This window comes from Serratia sp. CY47280 (assembly GCF_052168655.1).
Lineage (GTDB): Bacteria > Pseudomonadota > Gammaproteobacteria > Enterobacterales > Enterobacteriaceae > Serratia > Serratia bockelmannii.
Window position 1 is genome coordinate 46,057 of record NZ_JBJNMG010000005.1, and the last position, 12,900, is coordinate 58,956.

Consider the following 12,900-nt stretch of genomic DNA (forward strand, 5'->3'; position numbering starts at 1 on the left):
TCGAAAGGATGTTGTTTTGAACGCCGAGGCGCTCCTGCTATGTGCTGGCGTTATAACGTGACGGTGGCTTGCCAGTAGGCCACCCAACGATCCGGTTGCAGGCTGTCTGGGTGCGTCAGCGGTTTACCGACGGTGACCGCCTGATTGAACCAGCGGCCGCTTAGCGTGGCGCCCAGCGCCGCCCCGACGACGCTGCCGCCGTCTATCTGCCCGGCGCGCCCCTGCAGCCAGCCGGCGTCTAACGCGCCGGTCAAAGAAAGCTCCCCCAGCCTCGGCAAGGTCTGCCATTGCCAGTTGAGTTCATTGCGCCAGTAGGCGCCGCGATTACCGGTCAGGTACTGCTCTTTAAAGCCACGCACCGAGTATTGCCCGCCGATGGAAATGCGCTCCCCGGCATACAGGTTGTCTGCGCTGGTTTGCCCATAGGCCGAGGTCAGGTAGTAGAGGGAGGGTGCGAGCGGATAGAAATAACTGGCGCCGAGGCCAAGCTTGCGGAACTCGCTGCGCGGCGCTCCGTCGCGCTCCGGATCGTCGGCGGTGGCGCCCAGCATGCGCAGCCCGCGGCTTACCGTCGGGTTCAGCGTCATATAGCCGCCGCCCGCGACCGCGCTGTAATTGAGGCCCAGGCTGGCAATGCTGAGCGTCGGGCTGCTGACGCCCAACCGTTCACCCGCCAGCTTATTTTCCGTGGTGCGCCGCGCCAGCCCGATATCGACGGCCAGCTTGCGTTTGCCATCCCGCAGCAACGTGCGGTTGGCGCCCAAACGCTGGGTCTGGTTATTGCCTTGATAGCGGTAAGCCGCGCCGTTGAATGGCACCTGCTGGAAAAAATCGTTCCAGGCGTACTGGTAGCTGAACAGCCAATAGCCATAGGGTAAGGTGACGCTGCCGTTCAGGCTGCGGCTGCGATGATGCGGGCTGAAATCGTTATTGCGCGCTGCGGAGAGCGACCACTGGTCGGCCAGGCGCAGCGGGTTGTCCAGCACCACGCCGGCATTCATCTGCCCGGTGCCGGTGCTTTTCTGGCCGCTGTTATCGGCGCCGAAAGAGAAAGAGACCGGCGCGCGCGTGGCGCCACGCAGCAAAACCACGTTGGAAAAGCCGGGTTGCTCGCCAGGTTGAATATCGATGGTCACCTGCTGCGAAGCCAGCCGGTTGAGCTGCTCCATGCCCTGCTCGATATCGCGCAGATTCAATACGTCGCCGACCAGGCCGGGAAATGCCATCTTCAGCGCCGGCGTCTGCTCGCCATTCTGCGTGATGGACTCGATTCGCCCTTCGCTGACGCTGACGACCAACACGCCACGGGAGATATCCTGCTCCTGCAGCCAGGCCTGCGAAGTGACATAGCCGCGTTGCAGATAAGCATTGGTGGTTTCACGCACCAGGCGGTTGATGTGCTCCAGCGTCAGACAGCTTCCCTGATACGGGCGCGCCAGGCTTTCTTTCACCGACCAGGAAAGATGCTCGGCGCTCTCAAAAACAATCTGCCGCACCGTTTGGCAAACCGCCCCTGCGGCGGCCGGCTCAGGCAGCGGTAACGCCGGCAGTTCAACGCTATTTTGCAGCGCCTCGCGTTGCTGCTGCGCCTGCTCCAGCAACGTTTTCTGCTGTTGGGTAATGCTGTCGCGGTCAGCAGGGCTGGTGATTTCCGCGCACCACGCAGAGCTGCAAAACGCCAAGAGCACAGGCCAAATCCTCAGCTTCCATGCACACATTTAAACACATCCATTTACGTTAACTTACATACCTTAGCGAAGTATATACAATTTACGCCGCAAATCAACGATAATGAGAATCACTTCCATTTAATCAAAGTCACAATGTGACAAAAAATGCAGATATGCCACAACCACCGTGTCTTATTACCCAGAGTGCATTTAATTAATATTAAAATTAAAAAAACAAATAATAAGAGCAAATGAATTCAATATTAAAATAACACATTCAATATCGACAAAAACAAACAAGCAGAGTTTACAAAGTTAACTCGTCATTTTATCTTGGTAGTTCTATTCGCATAATTAATTCATAAAAAACATAGTTATTAATTAACCAATAAAGAAAAACAATATCGGGAATAGCCTCATGTTTAACCGTGATATAGAACTGTTTATTCGAGATTACGTTAATGATATCAAAGCCGGCAGCGCTGCGCTGTTTGCCGGCGCCGGGCTGTCCATCCCCGCCGGTTTCGTTAGCTGGAAAGAGCTTATCGGCGATATCGCTTATGAACTGGAGCTGGATATCGAAAAAGAGAGCGATCTTATTTCTCTGGCGCAATATCACCTCAATGAAAAAGGCAACAGACATAAGATAAATCAAAAAATAATTACAGAATTCGCTGAACAGGCGGAAGAAACAGAAAACCACCGGATTATCGCCAGATTACCGATAGCGTCACTTTGGACCACTAACTACGACGACCTGATTGAAAAAACCTATGCCCGTTATAATCGCGTCTGCGACGTCAAAACCACGCCGGAAAGCCTGACTAATAACATTCATAAACGTGATGTTGTTTTATATAAAATGCATGGTGACTATAGAAATCCCAACCAGGCGATTATCACCCGCGAACAATACGAAACTTACTCCCGTACACACCTTCCTTTTATCAACATGCTGATGGCGGAGCTGACTGCCAAAACCTTCCTGTTTATCGGTTTCAGCTTTGAAGACCCCAACCTGCAATATGTATTGAGCCGCCTTTACGCGCAGTACGGCGAAGGGCAGAGAAACCACTACTGCATCATGCGGCGCGTCCAGCTCGGCGACAGCGGCAGCGAGGATCAGGCGTCTTGCGATTACAACAGCCGCAAACAAGGCTTGATGATTAACGATCTGCGCCGTTACGGCATTCAAACGCTGTTGGTGGATGACTATCGGCAAATCACTGACCTGCTGTATGCCATCGAAACGCAGTTCAAGAAAAGCACGGTGTTTATCTCCGGCAGCGCCGACAACTACCAGCCCTATGCCCGTGAAGAGTCCATCCAGTTCATACATCGTCTGGCGCGCCTGCTTATCCACAAACAGTATCGCATCGTCAACGGTTTCGGCTGGGGCGTAGGCACAGCGGTGATCAACGGCGCATTGGAAGCCATTTACGACAGCCAAGGAAAAATCAGCGAAAGCCAGCTGGTGCTGCGTCCTTTCCCCCAATTCGCCAGCGGCGGCATTACCCTACCGGCACTTTGGCACGAATACCGTCAGAACATGATTTCGCTCAGCGGCATCGCAATCTTTTTGTTCGGCAACAAACGCAACGCCGAAGGCGAATACGTGCTGGCCGACGGTTTATTGAAAGAGTTCCAGATCGCCACGGAACAAGGCTGCGTCTGCATTCCTATCGGTTGTACCGGCAGCGCATCTGCCGAGATCTACCGAAAAATCAAGGAGGAGATGAAAGAAACCCTCTACTACCGCAACCCCGCCGCCATGAATCTGCTGGATCAGCTTAACGAACCGGGCAGCCTGGCGGAGAAGAAAAAAAGCCTGTTGGCGCTTATCGATATCATTACTAAGGATAACCCCCGATGACCAGAAAATGTTTTTACAGTTTCCATTATGAGCCGGACAACTGGCGCGCTTCTCAGGTACGCGAAATGGGCTCTCTGGAAGGTAACCGGCCAGCCACGGATAACGATTGGGAGGAAGTGAAAAAAGGCGGTGACGCCGCCATCGCCGCTTGGATCAAGGGCCAGTTGGACAATCGCAGCTGCGCCGTGATTCTCGCCGGTAAAGATACCGCTGATCGCAAATGGATTAATTTCGAAATATGCGAGGCTTGGAAAAAAGGCATGGGCGTGCTGGTGGTGTATATACACAATTTGAAAGACAGCGCCGGCGACCAAACCACGAAAGGTAAAAACCCGTTGGATCACATCAAGCTGGGTGACGCAAAGCTTTCCACAATCGCCAAAGCCTATGATCCGCCTTATTCGACCAGCACCAATGTCTATAACCATATAAAAGACAATTTGGCTGAGTGGGTAGAAGAAGCGATCCGCATTCGTAAAAATTACTGACGCCCCTGATAGACAAAAGGCTGCACGGTTGTGCAGCCTTTCGTTTGTTCATAGCCCAAACGGCCTCACCCATACCGCCCGGTAATATAATCCTCGGTGCGGCGCTGGCGCGGCGACGTGAAAATGGCGTCGGTGTCGTTGTATTCCACCAGCCGCCCCTGATGAATAAAGGCGGTGTAGTCGGAGACGCGCGCCGCTTGCTGCATGTTGTGCGTCACCAGCACCACGCTATAGCGCTGCTTGAGTGCGGAAATCAGCTCTTCGATGGTCAGCGTGGAGATCGGATCGAGCGCCGAGGTCGGCTCGTCGAGCAGCAATACTTCCGGCTCGATGGCGATGGCGCGCGCGATCACCAGGCGCTGCTGCTGGCCGCTGGACAAGCGGAACGCATTTTCGCGCAGCCGGTCTTTTACCTCATGCCACAACGCGGCGGCGCGCAGTGAACGCTCCACCGCTTCATCCAGCAAGCGCCGGTCGCGCACGCCCTGCAGCCGCAGGCCGTACACCACGTTTTCATAGATCGATTTCGGGAACGGGTTCGGCCGTTGGAACACCATGCCCACCCGCCGCCGCAGCGCCGCCACGTCGATCTGCGCGCCGGAGATCGCCGCGCCGTTCAGCTGCAGATCGCCCTCAATGCGGCAGTTGTCCACCAGATCGTTCATGCGATTGAAACAGCGCAGCAGCGTCGATTTGCCGCAGCCCGAAGGGCCGATCAGGGCCGTCACCCGATGTTTCGGGATACGCAGCGAAATATCGTGCAGCACCTGTTTGTCACCATAAAACAGGTTCAGGCCGTTGACCGCCAGCGCGGTCTGTTCATCGTCGAGATGCTGGACATCCAGCCGGGGCAAACTGCCTGGCGTCATCAAACCCATTACGCACTCCCCAAAAATAGCGTCATTGTTACTGCGACCATGCTCGGTACCGCTCCCTCAACGAATGGCGGATGCCCATCGCCGCCAGATTCAAACTCACCACGATCGTCACCAGCAAGAAGGCGGTGGCGAACACCAGCGGCCGCGCCGCCTCCACGCTCGGGCTCTGGAATGCCATATCGTAGATCTGGAAGCTCAAATGCATGAACTTCCGCTCCAGGTGCAGATACGGGAAAATCTCGTCCACCGGTAGCACCGGCACCGATTTCACGACCCCCACCAGCATCAGCGGCGCGGTCTCCCCGGCGGCGCGCGCCACCGCCAGGATCAGGCCGGTCATCATCGCCGGCGCCGCCATCGGCAGCACGATGCGCCACAGCGTCTCGGCCCGGCTGGCGCCCAGCGCCATCGAGCCCTGCCGCAGCGAGGCGGGAATGCGCGACAGCCCTTCCTCGGTGGCGACGATCACCACCGGCAGCGTCAGCAGCGCCAGCGTCAGCGCCGCCCACAGCACGCCGGGCGTGCCGAAGGTCGGGTTGGGCAAAGATTCAGGATAGAACAGCTGATCGAGCGTGCCGCCGATCATATAAACGAAGAAGCCGAGGCCGAAGACGCCGTAGACGATCGAGGGCACGCCGGCCAGATTGACCACCGCGATGCGGATCACCCGCGTCAGCAGATTGTTGCCGGCATATTCGTGCAGATACAGCGCCGCGATCACGCCAAACGGCATCACCACGATCGACATCAGGATCACCATCAACACCGTACCGAAAATGGCCGGGAACACCCCGCCTTCGGTATTCGCCTCACGCGGGCTGTCGGTGAGAAACTTCTTCACCTGCTCGCCCCAGTGCGTCAGCTTCTCGGTGGTGCTCATGGCGTTCGGGTACCAGGCATCGCGCACCTGGCTGAGCGGAATGGTCAACGTCTGCCCGTGCATGTCGCGCAGCAGCAACGCGTCGCGCTGGCGATCGCGGTTCAGCCCCGCCAGACGTTCGGACAACAGCTGATACTGCCGCTGCAGCTCCAGCCGTTCGGCCTTGATGGCGTCCTGTGCGCGGGCGTCCAGCTTATCGTCGCGCTGCAGGCGCTTTTCCCGCAGCCGCAGCGCGTCAAACTGCTGATTGATGCGCGCCATGTCGCGGAATTGAATGTCGTGCGCCTGGCGCGAGAGCGCGGCGATTTGCGGCAGGCGCTGCTGCAACGCCTGCCCCAGATTGCGGCCGGTCAGTGGTTGCCCGTCTTCCAGCAGCCCCGCCAGATAGCCGTAAGCGGTGCCGTGGCTGTCGCGTTCCAGCACCAGCAGGCTGCGTGGCGTGCTTTGGCTGCGGATATCGCTGGCCAGCAAGGTGCGGAAATCCTGCCCCTCGCGTTCGCGGTTGCCGACCTTAATCAGATAACGTTCGACGTTCTGCGCCTCGCCCGGCGGCGTGACGCCCGCCTCAGCCAGTTGGCGCCGGGAAATGCTTTGTTGCTGGTACAACTCACCGATCACCGTCACCGGCCCAGCGCCGTTCTGATTCAGTTCGAACTGATAAAGCGGGCTCGGCCAGAAATAGCGCATCCCCTGCCCGGCCAGCAGTAGCAGAATGCCGATCAGCGCCAACAGGCTGACGGCCACCGAACCGGCGGTCAGCCACACCCACGGCGACCCGCTCTTCACCCAGCTCTTCATGGCGCCTCCTGATTCGGCGTGTAACGCTTACGCAACCGCAGGCGCACCGCCTCCGCCAGCGTGTTGAACACGAAGGTGAAGACAAACAGCACCAGCGCAGTCAGGAACAGCACGCGGTAATGGCTGCTGCCGGAAACCGCCTCCGGCATTTCAATGGCGATGTTGGCCGCCAGCGCGCGCAGCCCCTGGAACAGGCTGCCGTCGATAATCGGCGTGTTGCCGGTAGCCATCAGCACGATCATGGTTTCCCCCACCGCGCGGCCAAAGCCGATCATCAGCGCGGAGAAAATGCCAGCGCTGGCGGAAGGCAGCACCACTTTGATCACCGTCTGCCATTGGGTGGCGCCCAGCGCCAAAGAGCCCTGGCTCAGGGTGGCCGGCACGCTGAACAGCGCGTCCTCCGCCAGCGAGAAGATGATCGGCACCAGCGCGAAGCCCATCGCCACGCCCACCACCAGCGCATTACGCTGGTCATAATTATCCCCCAGCCAGAAATGCAACGGCTCACCAAACAGCGCCACCTCCAGCCACGGCCCCAGGCTGAACGCCAGCCACACCGTCAACGCCAGCAGCGGCAACAGCAACAGCAGATCGACGCCCGGCCGGCAGCGCGGCATAAAACGATGGGTCAACGCGCCGCACAGCAACACCGCCGCCGCCAGCAACAGCGGCAACGCCAGCACCGCCAACAGATACTGCTCGATGATCGGCGCCAGCCAGATGCCTGCCACCAGCCCGATCACCACCGTCGGCAGCGCGCCCATCACTTCGATAGCCGGTTTGATCACCCGCCGTAGCCCCGCCGTCATAAAGTAAGCGGTATAGATGGCGCCGGCCAAGGCCAAGGGTATGGCGAACAGCATCGCGTAAGCCGCCGCCTTGAAGGTGCCGAAGATCACCGGCATCAGGCTGAATTTGGGTTGGTAGCTGTCTTCGCCGGAGGTGGACTGCCAGACGTAGGCCGGCTGCGGGTAGTTCTCATACCACACCTTGCCCCACAGCGAACGCCAGGTGACGTCCGGATACGGGTTGTCGAGCGCATAGCGCTGCCAGCCCTGCGCGCTCTCCAGCAGCAGACCATCGCCGCGCGGCGCGAACGCCATCTGCCGCACCTCGGCACCCAAACGGGTATTCAGCAGCGGCTGCGGTTGAATGGCGGAAAATAACGAGAAGCCGCCATCGGGCCGCAGAGTGGCGAACACACGGCGGTAAGGCTCGGCCACCGTCAGCTCCTGCCCGTCAGCACCGTGATCGAAATGCTGCACCGGCGTCAGGCGCCAGCGCCGATCTTTTTCCACCTCGAACCACTCGCGCAGATTGCCGTCGGCGCCCTTGATCAGCAGCGCGCTACCGCCGGGCAGCGCCGTCATCTGATACGGGGCGTGTTCGCCAAGGGTACGCGTTTCACGCAGCTGCAGCTGCGCGCCGTCGATCTGATAACGCGCCAGCCGGTTGCCGGTCAGCAGGTAAAGCTGGCGGCCATCCGGCGTCAGCACCAGTTGCTCCCCGTCGTGCTCCAGCGGACGCTCGCTGAACTGCGGCGGCCGGTCGGGGCTGAAGCGACCGAACACCAGGCGCCGATCGTCGGTCACCCCGGCCAACAGATACTGCCCGCGATGCGCATCCGCCAACGACAGCAGTTTCAGCGGTTTGTTCTGCGGATCCAGCGCCAACGGCTGTTGCCCAAGCGGGAACTGCCACTGCGGCCGGCCGTTTTCCGCCGTCGCGAAGTCCGCGCGTGCCACCACCAACCGGCCGTTGGCCTGCGCCAGCGCAAACAGATCGCGCTCTCCGGCAGCCTGCGCGAGCAGCGCCGGTTTGGCCAGCAGCGTCTGCTGCACCAGCGGCGTCTGGGCCTGGCCGCTCGGCGCCGGCGTCAGACGATAAAATTGCCCCGCGCCCTGCGCGTCGATGCGATAACCCACGCGCTGCTGCACGTCCATGCCCAGCGCCAGCGCCGGGGCCGACACCGCGATCGGCAGCGGCTGAGCCTGCCCAAGCGAGGCCGGTTTGAACAGCGGCAGCACCGCAAACAGCAGATAAACGAAGATCAGCATCAACGTCATCAGCACCATCAGCCCGCTGGCGGTCACTGCCGCCTGCACGCCGCGGTCGATGCGCCCGCGCATGCGATCTCGGGGATGTTGATTGGCCGTCGTCTGTGTCATGTGTCTCGCTGTCGCTGATGTAATCGGGCTTACGCCGTAAGATAACCGGGCATCTTATGTCAGTTTTATGACGTTTGCATGACAAAGTTACCCGACTCAACCCAGGTTTTTTACACTGCCAACAGACAATATGAATTTGATATATTGCTGAAAAATGACCATAAGCACGCTTTATAACGCCAAGAATAAGCCTGCTAGCCGTCATTTCATGCTGATCGTTTTACTGCCGAGCATCCCGCCGCGGGGAAAATTTATTGCCGCCGAAAAACGCCGCGCGCCAACGCAATGGATATGTTGGACTTTCCTGTCAATCTCTCGCAATAATGATGAAGGACACTAGAGCGGCATCCGGGCGCTGCGTCCCGGATCCTATTCTAAATTTGAACTGGAGTGGCAATGGGTCAGGAAAAGCTCTACATCGAAAAAGAACTAAGCTGGTTATCCTTTAATGAACGCGTGTTGCAGGAAGCCGCAGATAAGAGCAATCCCCTGATTGAACGTATGCGTTTTCTGGGCATTTACTCCAACAACCTCGACGAGTTCTATAAAGTCCGCTTCGCCGATCTCAAACGGCGCATCCTGATCAGCGAAGAGCAAGGCTCCGCCGGTTCCTCGCGCCACCTGCTGAAAAAGATCCAGGCCAAGGTGCTGAAAACCGATCAGGAATTCGACGGCCTGTACAACGATCTGCTGCTGGAAATGGCGCGCAACCAGATCTTCCTGATCAACGAACGCCAGGTGTCCGAAAACCAGCAAATCTGGCTGCGTCAGTATTTCAAACAGCATCTGCGCCAGCACATCACGCCGATCCTGATCAACCACGACACCAATCTGGTGCAGTTCCTGAAAGACGATTACACCTATCTGGCGGTAGAGATTATCCGCGGCGCGCGCACCGACTATGCGCTGCTGGAAATCCCCTCGGACAAAGTGCCGCGCTTCGTCAATCTGCCGCCGGAAGCGCCGCGCCGCCGCAAGCCGATGATCCTGCTGGACAACATCCTGCGTTACTGCCTGGATGAAATCTTCAAAGGCTTCTTCGACTACGATGCGCTCAACGCCTATTCGATGAAAATGACCCGCGACGCGGAGTACGATCTGGTCACCGAAATGGAATCCAGCCTGCTGGAACTGATGTCCTCCAGCCTGAAACAGCGCCTGACCGCCGAGCCGGTGCGCTTTGTTTATCAGCGCGACATGCCGAACGAAATGGTGGAACTGCTGCGCGGCAAGCTGGGCATCTCCAACTACGATTCGGTGATCGCCGGTGGCCGCTACCACAACTTTAAAGACTTCATCAGTTTCCCGAACGTCGGCAAGGCCAATCTGGTCAACAAGCCGCTGCCGCGCCTGCGCCACATCTGGTTCGACGGTTTCCGCAACGGCTTCGACGCCATTCGTGAAAAAGACGTGCTGCTCTACTACCCGTACCACACCTTCGAGCACGTGCTGGAGCTGCTGCGCCAGGCGTCGTTCGATCCGAGCGTGTTGGCGATCAAAATCAACATCTACCGCGTGGCGAAAGATTCGCGCATCATCGAATCGATGATCCACGCCGCGCACAACGGCAAGAAGGTCACGGTGGTGGTCGAGCTGCAGGCGCGCTTCGACGAAGAGGCCAACATTCACTGGGCGAAGCGCCTGACCGAAGCCGGCGTACACGTGATCTTCTCCGCGCCGGGGCTGAAAATCCACGCCAAACTGTTCCTGATTTCGCGCCGTGAAGGCGATCAAATTGTGCGCTATGCTCATATCGGCACCGGCAACTTTAACGAAAAAACCGCGCGCATCTACACCGACTATTCGCTGTTGACCGCCGACTCGCGCATCACCAACGAGGTGCGTCGGGTGTTCAACTTTATCGAGAACCCCTACCGGCCGGTCACCTTCGACAACCTGATGGTGTCGCCGCAGAACTCGCGCCTGAAGCTGTATGAGCTGATCGACAACGAAATCGCCAACGCCCAGGCCGGGGAACAGGCCGGCATTATGTTGAAAATAAATAATCTGGTGGATAAAGGGCTGGTAGATCGGTTATATACCGCGTCCGGCGCCGGCGTGAAGATCCGCCTGCTGGTGCGGGGCATGTGTTCCCTGATTCCCAACCTGCCGGGGATCAGCGACAATATTCAGGTGATCAGCATCGTCGATCGCTTTTTGGAACACGATCGGGTTTACGTTTTCGACAACAAAGGTGACAAACGGGTGTATCTGTCCTCCGCCGACTGGATGACCCGCAACATAGATTACCGTATCGAAGTGGCGGTATCGCTGCTGGATCCGGCGCTGAAACAGCGCGTTCTGGACATTCTGGAGATCCTGTTCAGCGATACGGTCAAGGCCCGTTATGTGGATAAAGAACTGAGCAACCAGTACGTGCCGCGCGGCAACCGCCGCAAAGTGCGCGCCCAGGTGGCTATTTACGAGTATTTAAAAGCTCTGGAACAACCAGGACAGTAGGCCAGCAACTATGCCGCTAAAAAACACTGCAACGAACAAACCGCAGGAAATCGCCGCCATCGACCTCGGGTCGAACAGTTTCCACATGGTGATCGCCCGCGTCGTCAACGGCGCCTTACAGGTATTGGGCCGTTTGAAACAACGGGTACATCTCGCCGACGGATTGGACAGCAACAACGTACTCAGTGAAGAGGCGATAGAACGCGGCCTGGCCTGCCTGGCCCTGTTTGCCGAACGGCTGCAGGGCTTCCCGGCGGATAACGTCACCATCGTCGGGACCCACACCCTGCGTCAGGCGGTGAACGCCGAAGTATTCCTCAAGCGCGCCGCCAAAGTGATCCCCTACCCGATCGAAATCATCGCCGGCCAGGAAGAGGCGCGCCTGATCTTCATGGGCGTGGAACACACCCAGCCGGAGAAAGGCCGCAAGCTGGTGATCGACATCGGCGGCGGCTCCACCGAGCTGGTGATCGGCGAAGACTTCGAGCCGCTGCTGGCGGAAAGCCGTCGCATGGGCTGCGTCAGCTTCGCCCAGCTGTTCTTCCCGGGCGGAGAGATCAGCAAAAACAACTTCCGCCGCGCTCGGCTGGCGGCGGCACAGAAGCTGGAAACGCTGGCCTGGCAGTACCGCATTCAGGGCTGGCAGTACGCGCTGGGCGCCTCGGGTACCATCAAGGCCGCCCACGAAGTGCTGGTGGCGATGGGAGAAAAAGACGGTCTCATCACCCTGGAACGCCTGGAAATGCTCGCCGAACAGGTGCTGCAGTTCAAAAGCTTCGGCTCGCTGAGCCTGCCGGGGCTGTCGGAAGACCGCCAATCGGTGTTCGTGCCGGGGTTGGCTATCCTGTGCGGCGTGTTCGACGCGCTGGCGATCCGCGATCTGCGCTTGTCCGACGGCGCGCTGCGCGAAGGCGTGCTGTATGAAATGGAAGGCCGTTTCCGCCACCAGGACATCCGCAGCCGCACCGCCAAGAGCCTGGCCGATCACTACAACATCGACCGCGAACAGGCCAAGCGGGTGCTGGAAACCACCGAACTGCTCTACTCGCAGTGGATGGCGCAAAACACCAAGCTGGCGCATCCGCAGCTGGAGGCCCTGCTGAAATGGGCCGCCATGCTGCACGAAGTGGGGCTGAGCATCAACCACAGCGGCATGCATCGCCATTCGGCCTACATTCTGCAAAACTCCAATCTGCCTGGCTTTAACCAGGAACAGCAGCTGCTGTTGGCGGCGTTGGTGCGTTTCCACCGCAAGGCGATCAAGCTGGAAGAGCTGCCGCGCCTCAACCTGTTCAAAAAGAAACACTACCTGCCGCTGATCCAGCTGCTGCGTCTGAGCACCCTGCTCAACAACCAGCGCCAGTCGACCACCACGCCGGAAACGCTGCGCCTGACCACCGACGACAACCACTGGACGCTGCGCTTCCCGGCCGGCTACCTGGCGCAAAACAACCTGGTGCAGCTGGACTTCGAGCGCGAGCAGGCCTACTGGAACGACGTCGTCGGCTGGAAGCTGCTGATCGACGAAGAAGGCTCGCAAGACGAACAGCGCTCCGCCTGATCCCCCGCCCCCTGCCAGCCAGGGGGTTTTTCTTTCCGCCCCCGCTCCGCCAACCTAAACGAAACCCTAATACGGCGCGCCGCCCGCCGGAAAAAAATGGACAACTTTTGTCATCAGCGCCTAA

General features: G+C 58.8%; 8 protein-coding genes. 4 read left to right on the forward strand and 4 right to left on the reverse strand.

Annotated features, from left to right (window positions below; genetic code table 11):
- Positions 1–50: 50 nt before the first annotated feature.
- The gene (locus ACJ8J4_RS18700) at positions 51–1,718 is read right to left on the reverse strand and encodes a ShlB/FhaC/HecB family hemolysin secretion/activation protein (RefSeq protein WP_043140462.1); all 1,668 of its coding nucleotides are present in this window, start codon (positions 1,716–1,718) and stop codon (positions 51–53) included.
- Between the two features lie 370 nt (positions 1,719–2,088).
- Between ACJ8J4_RS18700 and ACJ8J4_RS18705 the strand changes: the two genes are divergently transcribed.
- Both ACJ8J4_RS18705 and ACJ8J4_RS18710 read left to right on the forward strand, forming a co-directional pair.
- Positions 2,089–3,543, forward strand: a complete 1,455-nt coding sequence (locus ACJ8J4_RS18705) for an SIR2 family protein (protein WP_049296091.1) — start codon at positions 2,089–2,091, stop codon at positions 3,541–3,543.
- Positions 3,540–4,031 (forward strand): TIR domain-containing protein, encoded by a 492-nt coding sequence (locus tag ACJ8J4_RS18710; RefSeq protein ID WP_049296092.1) that lies wholly within the window; start codon positions 3,540–3,542, stop codon positions 4,029–4,031. Before ACJ8J4_RS18705 ends, ACJ8J4_RS18710 begins: the two co-directional genes overlap by 4 nt.
- 65 nt (positions 4,032–4,096) lie before the next feature.
- Here ACJ8J4_RS18710 and pstB read toward each other — a convergent pair whose 3' ends face one another.
- From pstB to ACJ8J4_RS18725, 3 genes are read right to left on the reverse strand one after another with little or no spacing between them, the layout of a single operon-like run.
- Positions 4,097–4,909: a phosphate ABC transporter ATP-binding protein PstB gene (gene pstB / locus ACJ8J4_RS18715; protein WP_019452422.1), complete on the reverse strand. Its 813-nt coding sequence runs from the start codon at positions 4,907–4,909 to the stop codon at positions 4,097–4,099.
- 28 nt (positions 4,910–4,937) lie between these two features.
- Positions 4,938–6,587: a phosphate ABC transporter permease PstA gene (gene pstA / locus ACJ8J4_RS18720; protein WP_089181204.1), complete on the reverse strand. Its 1,650-nt coding sequence runs from the start codon at positions 6,585–6,587 to the stop codon at positions 4,938–4,940.
- On the reverse strand, positions 6,584–8,755 hold the full coding sequence (locus ACJ8J4_RS18725) for an ABC transporter permease subunit (protein ID WP_049204840.1): 2,172 nt from the start codon (positions 8,753–8,755) through the stop codon (positions 6,584–6,586). The genes pstA and ACJ8J4_RS18725 overlap by 4 nt, the downstream gene beginning before the upstream one ends.
- A gap of 396 nt (positions 8,756–9,151) precedes the next feature.
- Between ACJ8J4_RS18725 and ppk1 the strand changes: the two genes are divergently transcribed.
- Both ppk1 and ppx read left to right on the forward strand, forming a co-directional pair.
- The gene (gene ppk1 / locus ACJ8J4_RS18730; RefSeq protein ID WP_264383679.1) at positions 9,152–11,215 is read left to right on the forward strand and encodes a polyphosphate kinase 1; all 2,064 of its coding nucleotides are present in this window, start codon (positions 9,152–9,154) and stop codon (positions 11,213–11,215) included.
- A 10-nt stretch (positions 11,216–11,225) separates the two neighbouring features.
- Complete coding sequence (gene ppx / locus ACJ8J4_RS18735) at positions 11,226–12,776, forward strand: exopolyphosphatase (RefSeq protein ID WP_043137936.1); 1,551 nt, start codon at positions 11,226–11,228, stop codon at positions 12,774–12,776.
- The last annotated feature ends 124 nt before the right edge of the window (positions 12,777–12,900 follow it).

What these genes read in the sequence shown, in the direction of transcription:
- ppk1 (WP_264383679.1), top strand. Translation starts at nt 9,152, where the DNA reads ATGGGTCAGGAAAAGCTCTACATCGAAAAAGAACTAAGCTGGTTATCC.
- pstA (WP_089181204.1), bottom strand. Translation starts at nt 6,587, where the DNA reads ATGAAGAGCTGGGTGAAGAGCGGGTCGCCGTGGGTGTGGCTGACCGCC.
- ppx (WP_043137936.1), top strand. Translation starts at nt 11,226, where the DNA reads ATGCCGCTAAAAAACACTGCAACGAACAAACCGCAGGAAATCGCCGCC.
- pstB (WP_019452422.1), bottom strand. Translation starts at nt 4,909, where the DNA reads ATGGGTTTGATGACGCCAGGCAGTTTGCCCCGGCTGGATGTCCAGCAT.
- ACJ8J4_RS18705 (WP_049296091.1), top strand. Translation starts at nt 2,089, where the DNA reads ATGTTTAACCGTGATATAGAACTGTTTATTCGAGATTACGTTAATGAT.
- ACJ8J4_RS18710 (WP_049296092.1), top strand. Translation starts at nt 3,540, where the DNA reads ATGACCAGAAAATGTTTTTACAGTTTCCATTATGAGCCGGACAACTGG.
- ACJ8J4_RS18700 (WP_043140462.1), bottom strand. Translation starts at nt 1,718, where the DNA reads ATGTGTGCATGGAAGCTGAGGATTTGGCCTGTGCTCTTGGCGTTTTGC.
- ACJ8J4_RS18725 (WP_049204840.1), bottom strand. Translation starts at nt 8,755, where the DNA reads ATGACACAGACGACGGCCAATCAACATCCCCGAGATCGCATGCGCGGG.